13 protein-coding genes and 3 tRNA genes are annotated in these 18,739 nt (G+C 71.7%); 6 read left to right on the top strand and 10 right to left on the bottom strand.

What is annotated here, in order from left to right:
* Nucleotides 1-394 (top strand): hypothetical protein (locus tag ACWC24_RS02335; RefSeq protein ID WP_450660923.1); only part of this gene is annotated, 394 nt, incomplete at its 5' end.
* A 60-nt stretch (nucleotides 395-454) separates the two neighbouring features.
* On the opposite strand, the gene ACWC24_RS02330 is transcribed toward ACWC24_RS02335, so the two are convergent.
* Together ACWC24_RS02330 and ACWC24_RS02325 are read right to left on the bottom strand one after the other, a co-directional pair.
* Nucleotides 455-1,243 (bottom strand): hypothetical protein, encoded by a 789-nt coding sequence (locus ACWC24_RS02330; protein WP_450660922.1) that lies wholly within the window; start codon nucleotides 1,241-1,243, stop codon nucleotides 455-457.
* Nucleotides 1,244-1,389: 146 nt separating this feature from the next.
* The gene (locus ACWC24_RS02325) at nucleotides 1,390-4,593 is read right to left on the bottom strand and encodes a BTAD domain-containing putative transcriptional regulator (RefSeq protein WP_450660921.1); all 3,204 of its coding nucleotides are present in this window, start codon (nucleotides 4,591-4,593) and stop codon (nucleotides 1,390-1,392) included.
* Between the two features lie 379 nt (nucleotides 4,594-4,972).
* Here ACWC24_RS02325 and ACWC24_RS02320 point away from each other — a divergent pair, with 379 nt between their 5' ends.
* Entirely contained in the window at nucleotides 4,973-5,506 is a 534-nt protein-coding gene (locus ACWC24_RS02320; protein WP_450660920.1) for a cysteine hydrolase family protein, read from the top strand.
* An 18-nt stretch (nucleotides 5,507-5,524) separates the two neighbouring features.
* On the opposite strand, the gene ACWC24_RS02315 is transcribed toward ACWC24_RS02320, so the two are convergent.
* The 5 genes from ACWC24_RS02315 to ACWC24_RS02295 all read right to left on the bottom strand — a co-directional run bounded on the left by ACWC24_RS02315 (nucleotide 5,525) and on the right by ACWC24_RS02295 (nucleotide 7,944).
* On the bottom strand, nucleotides 5,525-5,917 hold the full coding sequence (locus tag ACWC24_RS02315) for a PPOX class F420-dependent oxidoreductase (RefSeq protein WP_450660919.1): 393 nt from the start codon (nucleotides 5,915-5,917) through the stop codon (nucleotides 5,525-5,527).
* Between the two features lie 158 nt (nucleotides 5,918-6,075).
* Nucleotides 6,076-7,050, bottom strand: a complete 975-nt coding sequence (locus ACWC24_RS02310; protein WP_450660918.1) for an aldo/keto reductase — start codon at nucleotides 7,048-7,050, stop codon at nucleotides 6,076-6,078.
* 499 nt (nucleotides 7,051-7,549) lie between these two features.
* Nucleotides 7,550-7,626 (bottom strand) — tRNA-Ile (locus ACWC24_RS02305).
* Between the two features lie 167 nt (nucleotides 7,627-7,793).
* Nucleotides 7,794-7,866, bottom strand: a tRNA-Asn gene (locus ACWC24_RS02300).
* Between the two features lie 5 nt (nucleotides 7,867-7,871).
* Nucleotides 7,872-7,944, bottom strand: a tRNA-Asn gene (locus ACWC24_RS02295).
* Nucleotides 7,945-8,102: 158 nt separating this feature from the next.
* On the opposite strand from ACWC24_RS02295, the gene ACWC24_RS02290 reads away from it, so the two are divergent.
* The 4 genes from ACWC24_RS02290 (at nucleotide 8,103) to ACWC24_RS02275 (ending at nucleotide 13,753) form a co-directional block, all read left to right on the top strand.
* The gene (locus ACWC24_RS02290; protein ID WP_450660917.1) at nucleotides 8,103-8,408 is read left to right on the top strand and encodes a YtxH domain-containing protein; all 306 of its coding nucleotides are present in this window, start codon (nucleotides 8,103-8,105) and stop codon (nucleotides 8,406-8,408) included.
* Between the two features lie 99 nt (nucleotides 8,409-8,507).
* Nucleotides 8,508-9,959, top strand: a complete 1,452-nt coding sequence (locus ACWC24_RS02285; protein ID WP_450660916.1) for an FGGY family carbohydrate kinase — start codon at nucleotides 8,508-8,510, stop codon at nucleotides 9,957-9,959.
* 132 nt (nucleotides 9,960-10,091) lie between these two features.
* Nucleotides 10,092-11,825 (top strand): ABC transporter ATP-binding protein, encoded by a 1,734-nt coding sequence (locus tag ACWC24_RS02280; protein WP_450660915.1) that lies wholly within the window; start codon nucleotides 10,092-10,094, stop codon nucleotides 11,823-11,825.
* On the top strand, nucleotides 11,825-13,753 hold the full coding sequence (locus ACWC24_RS02275) for an ABC transporter ATP-binding protein (RefSeq protein ID WP_450660914.1): 1,929 nt from the start codon (nucleotides 11,825-11,827) through the stop codon (nucleotides 13,751-13,753). Before ACWC24_RS02280 ends, ACWC24_RS02275 begins: the two co-directional genes overlap by 1 nt.
* Before the next feature lie 55 nt (nucleotides 13,754-13,808).
* Here ACWC24_RS02275 and ACWC24_RS02270 read toward each other — a convergent pair whose 3' ends face one another.
* From ACWC24_RS02270 to ACWC24_RS02260, 3 genes are all read right to left on the bottom strand, one after another.
* A complete protein-coding gene (locus tag ACWC24_RS02270) occupies nucleotides 13,809-15,062 on the bottom strand; it encodes an RNA polymerase sigma factor (RefSeq protein ID WP_450660913.1) in 1,254 nt (417 codons plus the stop codon).
* 313 nt (nucleotides 15,063-15,375) lie between these two features.
* Nucleotides 15,376-17,277: a DNA primase gene (gene dnaG, locus ACWC24_RS02265; protein ID WP_450660912.1), complete on the bottom strand. Its 1,902-nt coding sequence runs from the start codon at nucleotides 17,275-17,277 to the stop codon at nucleotides 15,376-15,378.
* Between the two features lie 55 nt (nucleotides 17,278-17,332).
* Entirely contained in the window at nucleotides 17,333-18,598 is a 1,266-nt protein-coding gene (locus ACWC24_RS02260) for an NAD(P)/FAD-dependent oxidoreductase (RefSeq protein ID WP_450660911.1), read from the bottom strand.
* Between the last annotated feature and the right edge of the window lie 141 nt (nucleotides 18,599-18,739).

The following is an 18,739-nucleotide window of genomic DNA, read 5'->3' as shown; positions in this document are numbered from 1 at the left end:
TGGCAACGGCAACACCCAAGGCGGCACCCAGGGCGGTGGCAACGGCAACACCCAAGGCGGCACCCAGGGCGGTGGCAACGGCAACACCCAAGGCGGCACGCAAGGTGGCGGCCGGGGTAACACCCAGGGCGGCACCCAGGGCGGTGGCAACGGCAACACCCAGGGCGGAACCCAGGGCGGTGGCAACGGCAACACCCAGGGCGGAACCCAGGGCGGTGGCAACGGCAACACCCAAGGCGGAACCCAGGGTGGCGGCGGCAACACCCAAGGCGGCACGCAAGGTGGCGGCGGCGGCAACACCCAAGGCGGAACCCAGGGTGGCGGCGGCGGCAACACCCAAGGCGGAACCCAGGGTGGCGGCGGCGGCAACACCCAAGGCGGAACCCAGGGTTGACCGTTCAGATCAGTTCAGCGCCTCGCGGGGTTTCGCTCCGCGAGGCGCCTCTGCGCGCTCTCACCTGACGTCGACGAAGTCCCCGGCCGCCGTGGCCACTCCTGTGGTGGTCGTACCGGCGAAGCGGAAGCGGTAGTAGCCGTCGGCTCCGGCCTTGACGGTGGTCCGCAGCGTGCCGCCGCTGCCGCTGGTGACGGTCTTGAGGGTGGTGTAGGTGGTGCTGCCCTTCTTGCGGAACTGCAACGCGACCGGCCGGCCCACGTAGCCGGTGTAGGTGCCGCTCTCCCAATTGGCCCGCGTCAGCCGGCCGGTGACCGTGACGGTCCGGCCCTTCTTCACCGGCTCGGGCGAGGCGTTGACCGTCACCTTGGCGTACCGCTTGAGCGAGGCCGTGCCCGCGACGTCGACGGCCGTCCAGTCGTCGCCGGTGTCCTGCGCTTCGGCGAGCACCTTCCAGGTGCCGGCGAGGGCGTTGTGGTGGAGGTCCCGCGCGTTCACGGCGAAGCTCACCTTGCAGGTGGAGACGGTGGGGTCGGCGGGCGAGACGGCGCAGGTGCCCGCCGGCGGGTAGAGCGGCAGGCGGCCGTCGGCGTCGTCGGTGTTGGATCCGTGCCACAGGTAGGCCCAGGAGGCGGCGACGCCGTCCGGGTCCGTGGCTGTCCAGGTGAGCGTGACGGTCGTCCGGGTGGTCAGGCCGAGCACGATGTCCTTGCCGCCGTCGACGACGACGTTCGAGAACGTCGTGCCGTCGGCGGCGGCCCGGCCCGCCGCCTGGGCGGCCACCGGAATCACCGATGCGGACAGGACGGTCGCAAGAGACAGGACGGTGGCGGCGGGGCGTACGCGCATGGAATCCCCCTCAGGGAGCCTGGGCCCCGCCGGCCTCTCACGGCGGAACCTGCTGGAGTTCACGCTCCCTAGACCCGCGAGACCCATCCGTGGTTGCCCGGTCGCCGTGCCGGGCGCCGGGCGGACCCCGACCGCGGCCCGGGTGGCTACCGCTCCCCGGTGCCGAGCCGTGCGCGGACGTCGTCGGCCTCGGCGACGCCGATCTCGGTGAAGGCCTCCAGTGCCTCGGTCCAGTACGCGCGCGCCCGCGGGTGGTCGCCGTCGGCCGCGGCGACGGCGCCCAGGACGTGCTTGGCCCTGGCGATGTTCAGGCGCTGCGCGGTCGGCCGGGACAGGGCGATCGCTCCTCGCGCGCACTCCTCGGCGCGGCGCGGGTCGTCCAGACCCAGGTGGAGCGGGGCCAGTTCCAGGAGGATCTTGCTGCGGGCGATGTGGTTGACGCTGCCCTCGGCGAGCAGCCGGGCCTCCTCGGCGTACCGGGCGGCGTTCCGGCCGCCGAGCAGGCCGTCGGTGACGGCCGTGCGGGCCAGCGCGTACGCCTCGCCGTCGACGTAGCCGATCTGCCGGGCGGCGTCGAGCGCGGCGGCCGCGTGCCGGGCCGACTCGGCCGGTGAGCCTAGGCCCGCCGTGATGGCCGACAGCAGGCACAGTGTCTCCACCTCGTAGGTGCGGTCGCCGCACTCCTGGAAGGAGTTCAGGGCCCGCCGCGCCGAGTCGAGCGCGCTCTCGTACCGGCCGAGGTCCAGGTCGACGAGGGCCAGCCCGTACAGCGAGATGCTTCTGTCGTACGAGGAGTCGATGGACTCGGACACCTTCAGCGCCCGGGTGAAGCAGGACCGTGCCTCGGCCGGTTCCCCGGTGGCCTGGCGCACCAGGCCGAGGTTGCGCAGGCTGTACGAGCTGATGTGGTGCAGGCCGAGGTCGCTCGCGGTGGCCAGTGACGCCGTGAGGCACTCGGTGGCGCGCGCCATGTCACCGCGCGTCCAGTGGATGAACCCCAGCAGGCCCTGGGTGGTGGCCTCCAGGCGCGGGGACCGCAGGGTGTGGGCGGCGGCGAGGGCCCGCCGCGCCGCCCGGAGCGCCTGCTCGCCCCGGCCGAGGCTGAGGTGGGCGAGGCTCATGTTGTTGAGCGTGGCCGCGACCTCCTCGGCCATGCCGAGCCGGTCGTGCAGCGCGAGACTCTTCTCCTGGTGGGCGATGGCCCGCTCGTAGTCGCCCAGCGTGTTGTGGAGGTTGGCGAGGCTGCGGTGCATGGACGCGATGCCGCGCTCGTCGTGCAGGGCCTCGGCGGCGCTCAGGCCGACGCCGGTCGTCTCCCGCCACTCGGTGCGGTACCTGCCCGTCCAGAAGAAGCCGCGCAGCGCGTCGGCCAGATGCCAGGACAGGTGGTACGGGCCGTGCGTGCCGAAGTGGCGCACACAGGCCATCAGGTTGCGCCGCTCGGCCAGCAGCCAGGCCGTCGCGTGGCTCTCGTTCGGGAACCGCGGCACCTCGAAGATCGCCCTGGGGCGCTCCGGCTGGGCGAGCCGCACGAACTCCGAGTACAGGACGTCCGCCGCGGCGCAGGCGCCCGCCAGGTACCACTGGCCGAGCCGCTCCAGTGCCTCGGCCCGCTCCCGGGCGCCGTGCTCGGCGAGCGCGCGGTCCTGGGCGTACTCGCGCAGCAGGTCGTGGAACTGGTAGCGGCCCGGGGCGGGTTGCTGCAGCAGGCTGGCCGTCTCCAGACGGCTCAGGCCGGTGCGCGCCTGCGCCTCGCTGATGTCGGCGAGCACCGAGACGGCGGCCGGTGTGAAGTCGGAGCCGGGGAAGAGCCCGGCCAGCCGGAAGACCGCGCGGTCGTCCGGGGTCAGCGCGTCGTACGACAGGGCGATGGCCGTGGCGACGGCGGACGTCGTGTCACCGTCGACGGAGAGGGCGGCGAGGCGGTTGCCGCGCCGCAGTCTCTCCAGGTAGTCCTCGGTCTGCCCGCCGGGCGCGCCGATGAGGTTGGCTGCGGCGATCCTGAGCGCGAGCGGCAGATACGAGCACAGGGCGGCCACCTCGCGCACGACGTCCGGCCCGATCGCCACCGCGGCCTGCCGCATCATGCCGGTGACCAGGTCGGCGGACTCCTGCTCGCCGAGCGTGCCGACCCGCACCAGCTGGGCGCCGTGCGTGACCGCGAGGGAGCGCAACTGCCGTCTGCCGGTGATCAGTACGGAGCACCCCGGGTCGCCGGGGATGAGCGGCAGCACCTGTTCGACGCCGGACGCGTTGTCCAGCACCACCAGCACGTTCTTCCCGGTCAGCTTCGACCGGAAGAGGTTGGCCTGTTCGACCGGGTCGACCGGGATCTGCTGCGCGGGCACGCCCAGGCTGCGCAGGAACTGCGAGAGCACCTGGTCCGGCGGGAGCGGGGGGTGCGCCCCGCCCTGTTCGTAGCCGCGCAGGTTCACGTAGAGCTGCCCGTCGGGGAAGGCTCCCCTCATCCGGCTGCCGAGCCACACCGCGAGCGCCGTCTTGCCCACCCCGGGCGGCCCGGACAGGACCACGACGGGGACCCCGGTACGGTCCGGGACCGGCGGAAGCATCGCCTCGATCCGGCCGACGACATCGCCCCGGCCCACGAACCCCATTGCCAGGGGCGGGAGTTGGGCGGGCACCGGGACGGCTCCGAAACGCGGTCCGTGCGGCGCCACGAGGGCGGGGTCCGATTCGAGGATGCCCGCGTGCAGCGTGCGCAGCCGTTCGCCCGGCTCGACGCCGAGCTGCTCGACGAGTTCACGGCGGGCCTGCTGATAGACGTCCAGCGCCTCCGCCTGCCGGCCCGAGCGGTACAGGGCCAGCATCAGCAGGCTCCGGAAGTTCTCCCGCAGCGGGTTGTCCATCGCGGCGGTACGCAGCTCCTTCACGAGCTGCGCGTGCCGGCCGAGGTGGAGCTCGGTCTCGAAGTACACCTCCAGGGCGCCGAGCCGTTCGTCCTCCAGCGCCGGCGACGCGTCACGGCGTAACGCGTCCGACGGGATGTCCGCGAGCGGCGCGCCCCGCCAGGCGCTCAGCGCCTCGGCCAGCAGCCGCGCCCGTTCCTCCGGCGTCTCCGTCCGCCGCGCCAGCCGGACCAGCCGGCGGAACCGCGTCAGGTCGAGTTCCTCGTCGGCCACGTCGATCCGGTAGCCGCCGGCCGCCGTCCCCACCAGGTCGTCGCCGAGCAGCATCCGCAGCCGTCGTACGTAGGTGTGCAGCGTCCCGCGCGGGTTGGACGGCTTGCGCTCGTCCCACAGCCATGCGGCGAGACGGTCGTTGTCGACCACCGAGCCCGCCCGCAGCAGCAGCGCGGCCAGCAGTACCCGGAGTTTCCCGGAATCGACCACCACTTCTTCGCCCGCGACCCGGACGGCGAGCGTTCCCAGTATTGCGAAGCTGTTCCCGGCACCGGGCGCACCGGGGCTCGGCGATGGAACGAGTCCTGTTCGCACCATGCGGTTCTTGCCATCCCCCGTAGACGTGTGCACGGCTTCCCGGTGCCGCGCGGCGCGCCATTGCCGGAGCGCGGACAAGGGGACCCTCGGCCATGCGATCGCCACCTTAGGGCCTGTCCGGCGGATCATGCCGACGCGGGGGCCGGCACGCCCGTCCTGGCCGATAGGACACCGCTGGTTCCCTGCGTCGCGATCCGCCTTTCCATCGGCTCTGTTCTTCCCCTTGTTAGGGTGGCGGCGGACCGCTGATCATCCGTCCTGGGGGAACCGAATGACCCGCGCACGCAGGGCACTTGTCCTGATCGATCTGCAACGGTGGATCGTCGACATGCCGTGGCGGCCGATCGGCGGCGAGGCCGTTACCGAGGCCTGCGCAAGGCTCCGCGAGCGGTTCGCGGACACCGGCTCCTCGACCGTCGTCCTCGTCCGTCACGTGCGGGCCGACGGTGCCGACGGCGGTGTCGGCGCCGCCGCCAACCGGTTGGTCCCCGGTCTCGAACCGCGCGACGGCGAGCAGTTGGTGACCAAGCACGGCCTCGACGCCTTCGAGGGCACCGATCTCCACGACCGCCTGCGCGGTGAGGGCGTCACGGACGTGGTGATCGCCGGTCTGGCCACCGCGCACGGCGTCGCGGCCACCGCCGCGACGGCGGTGCGCCTCGGCTACGGGGTCGTCGTCGTCTCCGACGCCACGGCCGGCGTGGACGAGGCGCAGCACCGCGAGGCGCTCGACCGGCTCACCGCGCTCGGCGCGCGCACCGGTCAGGTCTCGGACTTCGTGCCCGCGGGGGCCGACGCCGACTGACCTCGCGGTGCCGCCGGTTCACTGGTGGCTGACCGCCGTGGGCCTGACCACGTACACGATGCGGTGGGCGACGTCCGGCGGCGGGCCGTCCAGCTTCATGCCGTACCGCTGCGCGAGCTGCGCGAAGAACTCACCGGAGGAGTCGTCGTCGATGCGGACCACCTCGCCCCGGATCTCCAGGTAGCGGTACGGCTGGTCCGGGTCGTTGACCGAGACCGCGACATGCGGGTCGGCCGTGATGTTCCTGTACTTGTAGCGGACCGTGGTGTTGGTGAAGCGGACGTACTCGCCGTCCCAGGAGAACCACATCGGGTTCACCTGGGGGCCGTCGCCCGCCGCCCGGATCGTGGCCAGATGGCCGAAGAGCGGCCTCTCCAGCAGATCCCGGTGGCTGTCCGGAATGAGACTCATACCGTGTGTTCCCTCACTGTTCGTCGTTCGCCCCGCGGGGCGGTGAGCGGTCCGCACCGGCCGTCGGGACCCGCCGTCGTGCTCGCCGCCTCGGCCGCCCACGCGCCCGGTGCCGCCGGGTGCGACGCCGGCGGGGCGCGGTTCGTCGCCCATGGGGCTCAGTACCTGCTTCCGACGGCGGTGGGCAGGGCGGCCAGGTCGGCCAGGTCCTCCGCGGCGAGGTGGACCTCCGCCGCGGCCAGGTTCTCCCGCAGGTAGCGCGAGTTCTTGGTGCCGGGGATCGGCACCACCCGCTCGCCCTGCGCCAGCGTCCACGCGATCGCGATCTGGGCGGGCGTGACCGAACGGCGGTCGGCGACCTCCCTGATCACGTCGACGATGCGCTGGTTAGCCTCCATCGCGGCGCGGTGGAAACGCGGGTTGGCGGTGCGGAAGTCGTTGTCCTCGAACCGGCCGGCGTGCAGGGTGCCGGTGAGGAAGCCGCGGCCCAGCGGCGCGAACGGGACGAAGCTCGCCCCCACGCTCTCGCACCAGCCGACGATCCCGCCCGCCTCTCCCTCCGGTCCCTCCAGCGCGTCGCGCGTCCACAGCGACAGCTCGGACTGGACGGCGGTCACCGGGTGGATCTCGTGCGCGACGCGGGCCTGCGCGACGGTGGCCTCGGACAGCCCGAGCCAGCGCACCTTGCCCTCCGCGACCAGTTCGGCCATCACGCCCCAGGTCTCCTCCAGCGGGACGGCGGGGTCGATGCGGTGGACGTAGTAGAGGTCGATGACGTCGACGTCCAGTCGGCGCAGGCTGGCCTCGACCGCCGTACGCACATAGGACGGCGAGTTGTCGCGGTGGGCCGTCCGCTGCCGGAGATCGTCTAGGACGATGCCGAACTTCGTCGCGATGACGACCTCGTCGCGGCGGCCCGCGACGGCCCTGCCCAGCAGCGTCTCGTTGTGGCCGGCCCCGTAGAGATCGGCGGTGTCCAGCAGGTTCCCGCCGAGGTCCAGCGCCTCGTTGATGACCCGTACGGAGCGTTCGTCGTCCCGGGCGGACTCCTGGTAGAGCCAGCTCATCCCCATGCACCCGAGACCGACGCTGCCGATCTTGATTCCCGTGTTGCCCAGACTCCTCAGGCGCACTTCCTGCTCTCCTTCCGCCGTCGGGCGGTCGCGAATACGTCGGAATCCCGTGATCGTGCACCGCGGACCGACGCGGCCGCGGCTGACGAGAACGAAACTAGCCACGCGGTCTTTCGTCCCGCTGTCGGAGCGCGCAAGGGGTGCGGCAACCCGCCGAAAGACCCACCGACCTGGGATCAACCGGCAGAGCGACGATGCCTCGAGATGGTGGGCGAAGCCGGAAGCGGGGCACCTGGTGCCGAGAGAGCCGACGGCGTTCCTCGCCGGGAAGCGGGCCGCGGACCCCTGACGGACCACGGACCCCCGCCCGTCGCCCCTCCGGGCGTACCGGAGTCCACGCGGGCGGGGGCACGCGGACGGGGATCATGCGGGCGGGGTCTCGGAAAGGCCGGAGGCTCAGGGAGCCCGCCGATGGCGCCCGAGGGGCACGAGGGCCCCCTTTTCCCGGCGGGGGCTGCCGGACCGTCCCCGGTCACCTGGACCGTGCGGACGTAGTGCGTGGTGGGGCGGGTGGGACTCGAACCCACGGCCGACGGATTATGAGTCCGCTGCTCTAACCGGCTGAGCTACCGCCCCATACGGCGTGTCGCGTACACGTGTGCGCGCCGTCTGCCGCAGCATAGCCGCTCATACGATCTCCTGCCTCGTATGGTCGACTTCGCACGGCCAGGGGGACCGTGCTGCCGCCTGCGCGGTTCCCCCGGACATGAAAAAGGACCCCTGAGGGGTCCTCGTTCACCATGCTCCCCCGACTGGACTCGAACCAGTAACCTGCCGGTTAACAGCCGGCTGCTCTGCCAATTGAGCTACGGAGGACCGAGCTCCCCCGACTGGACTCGAACCAGTAACCTGCCGGTTAACAGCCGGCTGCTCTGCCAATTGAGCTACGGAGGAATGCCTCGTTGCATCGAACGTACCTCCCTGGGTATTCGCCAGGGGGCGGTTGCTCGCTGCGACACATACATTAGCGCAAGCAGGGGGGTGCTCCGCCAATCGGTACTGCTCGGCCCCGTTGCCGCGCCACAGACCTACGCAAGGGAAGGGCGGTCGCCATGCGCTACCGGCTCACGTTCGTCGCCGGACTCGTCATGGGTTACGTGCTGGGCTCACGGGCCGGGCGCGGACGTTACGAACAGCTGAAGAAGTCCGCGCTCCAGGTCGCCCACAACCCCGCCGTGCGCAACACCGCGGAGACGGCGGCCCAGCAGGGCCGCCAGTTCGCGGGCAAGGCGTACCACGCGGTGAGCGTGAAGGTGGGCGAGCGGATGCCCGACTCGGTCTCGGACCGGGTGCGCTCGCTGCGGACCCGCAACGCCGACGGCTCGCTCGACGACGACTGGGGCACCAGCAACACGTGACGCACGTCACGGGGTGGCTGTCGTGCGGCGTGCCAAGCTGCAACCTCCCTGAGGCCCCGCCGGGCACGGAGACCTCTCCCGGTGCGGCAGAATTCGGTCATGGGGATAGTCGCCGGGTTGGACAGTGCGCCCGATTTCACTCGTATCGTCGTCTGCGACTCGGACACGGGAGCCGTGCTCAGGCAGGGCTACGCGCCGCATCCGCTGGAAGCCGGCGAGAACGGGCGCCCCGCCGACGTCGACCCGCAGGCCTGGCTGCTGTCCCTGGGCGAGGCCGCGGGCGGCGGACTGCTGGAGGGCGTGCAGGCCATCGGCGTGTCCGCGCAGCAGAACGCGATCGTGCCGCTGGACGCGCAGGGCAACACGGTGCGGCCCGCGCTGGTGGGCGGCGACAAGCGCACCCAGGTCTCCGCGGCCGACCTGGTGGACGGGCTCGGCGGGCGCGAGGCGTGGGCGCAGGCGGTGGGCTGTGTCCCGCAGGCCGCGCAGCCGGTGACCAAGCTGCGCTGGCTGGCCCGTAACGAACCCGACAACGCCCGGCGCACCGCCGCGCTGCTCCAGGCCCACGACTGGCTGGTGTGGCAGCTCCTGGGGCGCCCGGCACGCCGTACGACCGACCGGGGCGGCGCCTCGGGCACCGGGTACTGGTCGGCCGCCACCGGCGCCTACCGGCCCGATCTGGTCGAACTGGCGCTCGGCCACCAGGTGATGCTGCCGGACGTGATCGGACCGTCCGAGGCGGCCGGTACGACCCCGGAGGGGTTGCTGATCTCCGCCGGCACCGGCGAGACCATGGCCGCCGCCTTCGGGCTCGGCCTCGGCTTCGGCGACGCGGTCGTGTCGCTGGGCGCGTCGGGTTCGGTGATGGCGATCCATCCCGAGGCGCTGGTCGACCAGAGCGGGATGATCACCTCCCTGGCCGACGCCACCGGCATGCACCTGCCGGTCGTCACCACGCTGAACGCCGTACGCACCCTGCGCGGCACCGCGGAACTGCTGGGTCTGGCCGACCTGGAGGCCCTGTCGGAACTGGCGATGAAGTCGACCCCGGGATCGCACGGCCTGGTGTTCCTGCCCTACCTGGAGGGCGAGCGGACGCCGAACCTGCCGCACACCGCCGGGACCCTGGCGGGCCTCAGACGCGAGTCGATGCGGCCCGAGCACCTGGCCCGGGCCTCGTTCGAGGGAATGCTGTGCGGGCTCGCCGACGCGCTGGACGTGCTGCGCGGCCGGGGTGCGGAGGTGCGGCGGGTGTTCCTGCTGGGGGCGGCCGCGGAGCTGCCGGCCGTGCAGGCGGCGGCGCCCGGGCTGTTCGGCGCGCAGGTCGTGGTGCCGCAGCCCGCCGACTACGCCGCGATCGGCGCCGCCCGGCAGGCCGCCTGGGCGCTCGGCGCCTCCCAGGGCACCCTCGACCCGCGCACCCCGCCCGCCTGGCAGGGCGCGGCCGCACAGGTACTGGAGCCCGGCGACCAGCTGGCGGTGGGACAGGCGGTGCGCCAGCAGTACATATCGGTGCGCGAGCAGACACATCCGACGGCGTTCCGCGGCTGAGCACACCGCCGCCGGGCGGATCGGCCGGTCGATCGGCCGGTTAATTGGGTTGAGGTAACACCGGTGGAGTGTTCGACGATAGGGGCCAGGGGCAACCGTTTCGCCCCTGTCGCCGACTCCGAGAGACGTAGCGTGCTCATACGACTTCTGCGGACCTATCTCAGGCCCTACAGGAAACCCATCACCGTGCTGGTGCTGCTGCAGCTGTTGCAGACCTGCGCCACCCTCTACCTGCCCACCCTCAACGCGGACATCATCGACCAGGGTGTCGTCGCCGGCGACACGGGCTACATCCTCAGCCGCGGCGGTCTGATGGTCGGCATCTCGCTGGCCCAGGTCGTCTGCAACATCGGCGCCGTGTACTACGGCGCGCGCACCGCCTCCGCGCTCGGCCGGGACGTGCGCGGGGCCGTCTTCGACCGGGTGCAGTCGTTCTCCGCGCGTGAGGTGGGCCGCTTCGGCGCGCCCTCGCTGATCACCCGGACGACCAACGACGTGCAGCAGGTCCAGATGCTGGCCCTGATGACGTTCACCCTGATGGTGTCGGCGCCGATCATGTGTGTGGGCGGCATCGTCCTGGCCCTGGGTCTGGACGTGCCGCTGTCCGCGGTGCTGGTCGCGGTCGTACCGGTGCTGGGCATCTGTGTGACGCTGATCGTGCGCCGGCTGCGTCCGCTGTTCCGGGCCATGCAGGTGCGCCTGGACACCGTGAACCGGGTGCTGCGCGAGCAGATCACCGGCAACCGGGTCATCCGCGCGTTCGTGCGCGACGAGTACGAGCAGCAGCGCTTCCGGAAGGCCAACACCGACCTCACCGAGATGGCCCTGGGCACCGGCAACCTGCTGGCACTGATGTTCCCGGTGGTCATGACGACGGTGAACGTGTCGTCGATCGCCGTGGTGTGGTTCGGGGCGCACCGCATCGACAGCGGCGGGATGGAGATCGGTGATCTGACCGCGTTCCTCGCCTATCTGATGCAGATCGTCATGTCCGTGATGATGGCGACGTTCATGTTCATGATGGTGCCGCGCGCGGAGGTGTGCGCGGAGCGGATCCAGGAGGTCCTGGACACCTCCTCCAGCGTGGTGCCGCCGGTCGCGCCGGTGCGTGAGCTGAAGCGGCACGGACACCTGGAGATCCGCGGGGCGGGCTTCCGCTACCCGGGTGCCGAGGAGCCCGTGCTCAAGGCGATCGACCTGGTGGCCCGGCCCGGTGAGACGACGGCCGTGATCGGCTCGACCGGCAGCGGCAAGTCGAGCCTGCTGGGTCTGGTGCCCAGGCTGTTCGACGCCACCGACGGCGAGGTGCTCGTCGACGGGATCGAGGTCCGCGACCTCGATCCGCAGCTGCTGGCCCGGACGGTCGGGCTGGTCCCGCAGAAGCCGTACCTGTTCGCGGGCACGGTGGCGACCAATCTGCGCTACGGCAATCCGGACGCCACGGACGAGGAGCTGTGGCACGCGCTGGAGGTCGCGCAGGCCAAGGAGTTCGTCGAGCGGCTGGAGAACGGCCTGGACTCGCCGATCGCCCAGGGCGGCACGAACGTGTCGGGCGGCCAGCGCCAGCGGCTCGCCATCGCGCGCACCCTGGTGCAGCGCCCGGAGATCTACCTGTTCGACGACTCCTTCTCGGCCCTCGACTACGCCACCGACGCGGCGCTGCGCGCGGCGCTGGCCGCCGAGACCTCCGAGGCGACCGTCGTGATCGTCGCCCAGCGGGTGTCGACCATCCGCGACGCCGACCGGATCGTCGTGCTCGACGAGGGCCGGGTCGTGGGATCCGGCCGCCATCACGAGCTGATGGCGGACAACGAGACCTACCGGGAGATCGTGCTCTCCCAGCTGACGGAAGCGGAGGCTGCCTGATGGCCGGGCCCATGGGGCGGATGATGGCCGGGGGCGGTCCGGAGAACCGCTCGCTGGACTTCAAGGTGTCGGGCCGCCGGCTCGTCGCGCAGTTCAAGCCCGAACGGTTCACCATCTACGCGCTGCTGACGTGCGTGGTGGTGAGCGTGGGCCTCAGCGTGGTCGGGCCGAAGATCCTCGGCCGGGCCACCGACCTGGTCTTCGCGGGGATCGTCGGGCGGCAGATGCCGGCCGGGGCCACCAAGGAGCAGGTGCTCGACTCCATGCGGGCGCGGGGCAACGGCGCCGTCGCCGACATGCTGCGCGGCACCGACTTCACCCCCGGCCAGGGCATCGACTTCGACGCGGTCGGCCAGGTGCTGCTGCTCGCGCTGGGCACCTTCCTCTTCGCGGGCCTGCTGATGGCGTTCGCGACGCGGCTGGTCAACCGGGCGGTCAACCGGACCATGTTCCGGGTGCGCGAGGACGTGCAGACGAAGCTGTCGCGGCTGCCGCTGTCGTACTTCGACAAGCGGCAGCGCGGCGAGGTGCTCAGCCGGGCCACCAACGACATCGACAACATCGGGCAGACGCTCCAGCAGTCGATGGGGCAGCTCATCAACTCGCTGCTGACGATCATCGGTGTGCTGGTGATGATGTTCTGGGTGTCGTGGCTGCTGGCGCTGGTCGCGCTGGTGACCGTGCCGCTGTCGTTCGTCGTGGCCACCCGGGTGGGCAAGCGGTCGCAGCCGCACTTCGTGCAGCAGTGGCGCACCACCGGCAAGCTGAACGCGCACATCGAGGAGATGTACACCGGGCACACCCTGGTGAAGGTGTTCGGGCGTCAGGAGGAGTCGGCGAAGCTGTTCGCCGAGCAGAACGACGCGTTGTACGAGGCCGGTTTCAAGGCCCAGTTCAACAGCGGGATCATGCAGCCGCTGATGATGTTCGTGTCGAACATCAACTATGTGCTGGTGGCCGTCGTCGGCGGTCTGCGGGTCGCCTCCGGCTCGCTGTCGATCGGTGACGTGCAGGCGTTCATCCAGTACTCGCGCCAGTTCTCGATGCCGCTGACGCAGGTCGCGTCGATGGCGAACCTGGTGCAGTCGGGTGTCGCGTCGGCCGAGCGGATCTTCGAACTCCTCGACGCCGAGGAGCAGCAGGCCGATCCGGTGCCGGGCGCCAGGCCCGAGGAGCTGCGCGGGCGGGTCGCGCTGGAGCACGTCTCGTTCCGCTACGACCCCGACAAGCCGCTCATCGAGGACCTGTCGCTGAAGGTGGAACCCGGGCACACGGTCGCCATCGTGGGCCCGACCGGCGCGGGCAAGACCACGCTGGTCAACCTGCTCATGCGGTTCTACGACGTCACCGGCGGCCGGATCACCCTCGACGGCGTGGACATCGCGGCGATGAGCCGGGACGAACTGCGCGCCGGCATCGGCATGGTGCTCCAGGACACCTGGCTGTTCGGCGGCACGATCGCCGAGAACATCGCGTACGGCGCCTCGCGGGAGGTCACCCGCGGGGAGATCGAGGAGGCGGCGCGCGCCGCGCACGCCGACCGGTTCGTGCGCACGCTGCCCGAGGGCTACGACACCGTGATCGACGACGAGGGCAGCGGGGTCAGCGCCGGTGAGAAGCAGCTCATCACCATCGCGCGGGCGTTCCTGTCCGACCCGGTGATCCTGGTGCTGGACGAGGCGACGAGCTCCGTCGACACCCGTACCGAGGTGCTGATCCAGAAGGCGATGGCGAAGCTGGCGCACGGGCGTACGTCGTTCGTCATCGCGCACCGGCTGTCGACGATCCGGGACGCCGACACGATCCTGGTGATGGAGGACGGCTCGATCGTGGAGCAGGGCGCGCACGCCGAGCTGCTCGCGGCGGGCGGGGCCTACGCGCGGCTGTACCAGGCGCAGTTCGCGCAGGCCGTGGCCGAGGTCGACTGACGATCACCGACAGCCCGGGGGGCCGCTCGCACTCGTACGAGGTGAGCGGCCCTCCTCAGTCCAGGTAGCCCCTGAGCTGGTCGGCGAAGGTGTGGTCGCGCAGCTTGTTCAGCGTCTTGGACTCGATCTGGCGGATGCGTTCGCGGGTCACCCCGAAGATGCGGCCGATCTCCTCCAGGGTGCGCGGGCGGCCGTCGGCCAGTCCGTAGCGCAGCTGGACGACCTTCCGCTCACGTTCGCCGAGGGTCGACAGGACCGCTTCCAGGTGCTGCCTGAGCAGCAGGAACGCCGCCGACTCCACCGGTGAGGCGGCGTCGCCGTCCTCGATGAGGTCGCCGAGGGCGACGTCGTCCTCCTCGCCGACGGGCGCGTGCAGCGAGACCGGTTCCTGGGCCAGGCGCAGCACCTCGCTGACCCGCTCGGGCGGCAGGTCGAGCTGACCGGCGACCTCTTCCGGGGTGGGCTCGTAGCCGCGTTCCTGGAGCATGCGGCGCTGGACGCGCACGACCCGGTTGATGAGTTCGACGACGTGCACCGGCACCCGGATGGTGCGGGCCTGGTCGGCGAGGGCGCGGGACATGGCCTGGCGTATCCACCAGGTGGCGTAGGTGGAGAACTTGTAGCCGCGGGCGTAGTCGAACTTCTCCACCGCCCTGATCAGGCCCAGGTTTCCTTCCTGGACCAGGTCGAGCATGGTCAGGCCGCGGCCGACGTACCGTTTGGCGACGGAGACGACGAGCCGCAGGTTGGCCTCGATCAGACGGCGCTTGGCCATCCGGCCGAGGACCACCAGACGGTCCAGGTCCAGCGCCAACTGGCTGTCCAGATCAGGGGTGTTGAGCAGGCGTTCCTCGGCGAACAGCCCGGCCTCGACCCGGCGGGCTAGCTCGACCTCCTCGGCCGCGGTGAGCAGCGGGATGCGGCCGATCTCACGCAGGTACTGGCGGAACAGGTCCGAGGACGGGCTGGCGCTCTCGGTACGGGCGGGCGGCGGTTCGACGGGCTCGGGGGCGTCGTCGCGCTCGACCTCCGCGGCGGAGGGCTCCGCCGCTTCGGGCGGGCTTTCCGGGTCCGCCCCGGCGTCCGTGTCGGGGTGGTGCGCGGCGCGGTCCTGCGGGGGCACGGCGACCAGCACGTCGGCCGGCGCGTCCGGCTCGTCGCCGTCCGCGGCGGGCCCGCCGCCGTTCGGGCCGTTCCTCGCGGGGCCGGCCGCGGCGCCGCTCTCGCGGGCCTTCTCACGGCCGTTCGCGCTGCCGTTCTTGCCGCGGTGCGTGCTTGCGTCGGTCTGGGTGAGGGTCTGGGTCTGCACGGGGGCGACCTCCAGGATGATCGCTGCTGAGGTGTGCGCAGCGGTACTTCGACAACGGGGCAGGCGGCCTTGCCGCCGTCCGTCCCGTACGCGATGAGCGGAACCGCGGGGGGTGTGGACCCGTGAATGACGGGCCGGCCGCGCTCCGAGGACTCAGGCACCGGAACCCAGTGTGGAGTACGACACATCGCTGCCACGAGGGGCGTGCGGTGACTTTTTGCGTCCGGTCCGTGACCGCACGCAGATCCCGCCGGTACGGGTACGCAGTCGCGCGGAACTCAAACCGCCGCGGGCCGCCGTGGCCGGCCGGGCCTCAGAGGGCGGCGGCGCCCTGCTCGCGGAGGGTCTGGTCGTACTGCTGGAGGATCCACAGTTCGTTCTGCACGGCGGCCAGTCGGACCGGGTCGCCCTGGGAGCCCAGGCGGGCGAGGGTGGACTGGATGTCCCGGATCCGGCGCTCGACGGCCCGTCTGCGCACGGTCACCAGCTGCTCGCCCGCGTAGTTCTCGTCCACCGTGCGGCGCATGATCGCCTCGACCGCGAGTTCCGTCACCATCGCGCGGACGCTGTCGTCGGGGGCGGCCTCGCGGACCCGGACCAGGTACTCCTGGCCGTCCTTGATCCCGTACTCGGCGCCGCCCGCCTCCATGACGGCCAGGCGCACGGCGGCGTAGGGCGCGGCGGTGAACTCGTCGACGCCGTACGCGTCGAAGGCCGGAGAGACCAGTTCCGGGCGCTGGAGGGCGAGTTTGAGGAGCTCGCGCTCGGTGGCGTAGACGGGGTTGCGCAGGTTGAGGGCCGGGCCGCCCGCGGCGGGGCGCGGGGCCGCCTCGTAGGGCCCGGCGCCGCCGCGGGCCGGGGCCGGGCCCTTGCCGCCGCGGTCGCGGGCCCAACGGGCCAGCTGCGCCACCCGCTTGACCACGAACTGGGTGTCCAGGATGCCGAGCATGCCCGCGAGCTGGACGGCGACCTCGTGCTGGGCGCCGCTGTTCTTGATGCGGGCGACGATCGGGGCCGCCTCGTCGAGGGCGGCGGCGCGGCCCGCGGGGGTGTCCAGGTCGTAGCGCACGACGATCTGGCGCAGCGCGAACTCGAAGAGCGGGGTGCGTGGTTCGACCAGGTCGGCGACCGCCTCGTCGCCCTTGGCGAGGCGCAGGTCGCAGGGGTCCATGCCGTCCGGCGCGATCGCGATGTACGTCTCGGCGGCGAACTTCTGGTCGTCCTCGAAGGCGCGCAGGGCGGCCTTCTGGCCGGCCGCGTCACCGTCGAACGTGAAGATCACCCGGGCGCTGCCGTTGTCCATCAGCAGCCGTCTGAGGATCTTGATGTGGTCGCCGCCGAAGGCGGTGCCGCAGGTGGCGATCGCGGTGGTCACGCCGGCGAGGTGGCAGGCCATGACGTCGGTGTAGCCCTCGACGACCACGGCGCGGCTGGACTTGGCGATGTCCTTCTTCGCCAGGTCGATGCCGTAGAGGACCTGGGACTTGCGGTAGATCGGGGTGTCGGGGGTGTTGAGGTACTTGGGGCCGTTGTCCGCCTCGTACAGCTTGCGGGCGCCGAAGCCGACGACCTCGCCGCCGATGTCGCGGATCGGCCACATCAGCCGGCCGCGGAAGCGGTCGATGGGGCCGCGGCGGCCTTCCTGGGCGAGGCCGGAAAGGGTCAGTTCCTTGTCGGTGAAGCCCTTGCCGCGCAGATAGCGGGTGAGGTGGTCCCAGCCCTGGGGGCTGTAGCCGACGCCGAAGTGGACGGCGGCGGCCTGGTCGAAGCCGCGCTCGGCGAGGAAGATCCGGCCGGTGTCGGCCTCGGGGCTGGTGGCGAGCTGTTCGGCGTACCACTGGGCGGCGACCTTGTGGGCCTCGACCAGACGGATGCGCTCGCCGCGCTGGTGGGCGGGGTTGTAGCCGCCCTCCTCGTAGCGCAGGGTGATGCCGGCCTGGGCGGCCAGCCGCTCGACCGACTCGGAGAAGGTGAGGTGGTCGACCTTCATCACGAACGTGATGGTGTCGCCGCCCTCCTGGCAGCCGAAGCAGTGGAAGAGTCCCTTGCTCGGGCTGACCTGGAAGGACGGCGACTTCTCGTCGTGGAAGGGGCACAGGCCCTTGAGGTTGCCGCCGCCCGCGTTGCGCAGTTGCAGGTACTCGGACACGACGGCGTCGATCGGGACCGCGTCCCGTACCGCCTTCACGTCCTCGTCGTTGATCCGTCCTGCCACGAGGCGATTCTACGGGGCCGGACCGACACTCCCGGGGACGGCGTGGTTCGCGATGTCAGGGGACGAGGTCGCTCAGCGGCGTGTGCGGGTCCGCCAGCGCCTCGCCGTCCACCGTGGCACCGGACCGGATGAGCTGCTGGATCAGCTCTGTGACGTCCCACACGTTCACGTTCATGCCGGCCAGCACCCTGCCCTCCTTGACCCAGAAGGCGATGAACTCGCGCTTGCCGGCGTCGCCGCGGATCACGACCTGGTCGTACGAGCCCGGGGGCGCCCACCCGCTGTACTCCATCCCCAGGTCGTACTGGTCGGAGAAGAAGTAGGGCACGCGGTCGTAGGCGACGTCCTTGCCGAGCATCGCGCGGGCGGCGGCCGGTCCGCCGTTGAGCGCGTTGGCCCAGTGCTCGACGCGCAGCCGGGTGCCGAAGAGGGGGTGCGGGAAGGAGGCGACGTCACCGGCGGCGAAGATGTCCGGGTCGGAGGTGCGCAGCCGGGCGTCGACCGCGATGCCGCCGCCGTGCGCGCGGTCGGCGAGCTCCAGGCCCGCCGCCTCCGCCAGGGCGACCCGGGGGGCCGCGCCGATGGCCGCGAGGACGATGTGCGCGGGGTGTTCCTCCCCGTCGTCGGTGCGGGCGGCCAGCACCATGCCGTCCTGGCCGACGATCTCGGTGAGGCGGACCCCGAAGCGGAAGCGGACGCCGTGCTCCTGGTGCAGTTCGGCGAAGACGCCGCCCAGCTCGGGCCCGAGGACGCCGTGCAGCGGGGTCGGCTCGGGCTCGACGACGGTGACCTCGGCACCGTACTCGCGGGCCGCGGCCGCGACCTCCAGGCCGATCCAGCCGGCGCCCGCGATCACCAGGTGGCCGTTGTCGCGGCCGAGGGAGGCGAGGACGCTCCTGAGGCGTTCGGCGTGGGAGAGACGGCGCAGATGGTGGACCCCGGTCAGGTCCGTGCCGGGGACGTCCAGGCGGCGGGGTTCGGCGCCGGTGGCGATCAGCAGCTTGTCGTAGTGGGCGAGGGTGCCGTCCTCGCCGGAGCGGACCGTCTTCGCGGCCCGGTCGAGGGCGGTGACGGTGTGCCCCAGGTGCAGCTCGATGTCGTTGCGCGCGTACCAGGCGGGTTCGTGCACGAAGACGCTGTCGCGTTCCTCCTTGCCCAGCAGATAGCCCTTGGACAGGGGCGGCCGCTCGTAGGGGTGGTCCCGTTCGTCGCAGATCAGTATCACGCGGCCGGTGAAGCCCTCCGTCCGGAGCGTCTCGGCTGCCTTGGCCCCGGCCAGGCCGCCTCCGACGATGACGAATGTCTGATCCGCGTCGACCACTTGTTGCCTCCTACAGGGGGTCTCGGGGGTGTCTCCCCGGAAAACACTGCGGGTGCCGCCACAGGCGAGCCTCCCGCACGCGGCGTGGGGCGGGAAGAGGGGGTGACCCGATCAGGCCACGCAGGATCACCTTCGGGTGTT

This window comes from Streptomyces sp. NPDC001443, from assembly GCF_053597355.1.
The sequence above is the reverse complement of the archived record's forward strand: the minus strand, read 5'-3'. Positions and strand labels throughout refer to the sequence as shown.

Bases quoted from the DNA above. Each gene is read 5' to 3' on its own strand.
- ACWC24_RS02275 (WP_450660914.1), top strand. From the start codon at position 11,825: ATGGCCGGGCCCATGGGGCGGATGATGGCCGGGGGCGGTCCGGAGAAC.
- ACWC24_RS02330 (WP_450660922.1), bottom strand. From the start codon at position 1,243: ATGCGCGTACGCCCCGCCGCCACCGTCCTGTCTCTTGCGACCGTCCTG.
- ACWC24_RS02315 (WP_450660919.1), bottom strand. From the start codon at position 5,917: ATGAGTCTCATTCCGGACAGCCACCGGGATCTGCTGGAGAGGCCGCTC.
- ACWC24_RS02285 (WP_450660916.1), top strand. From the start codon at position 8,508: ATGGGGATAGTCGCCGGGTTGGACAGTGCGCCCGATTTCACTCGTATC.
- ACWC24_RS02290 (WP_450660917.1), top strand. From the start codon at position 8,103: ATGCGCTACCGGCTCACGTTCGTCGCCGGACTCGTCATGGGTTACGTG.
- ACWC24_RS02320 (WP_450660920.1), top strand. From the start codon at position 4,973: ATGACCCGCGCACGCAGGGCACTTGTCCTGATCGATCTGCAACGGTGG.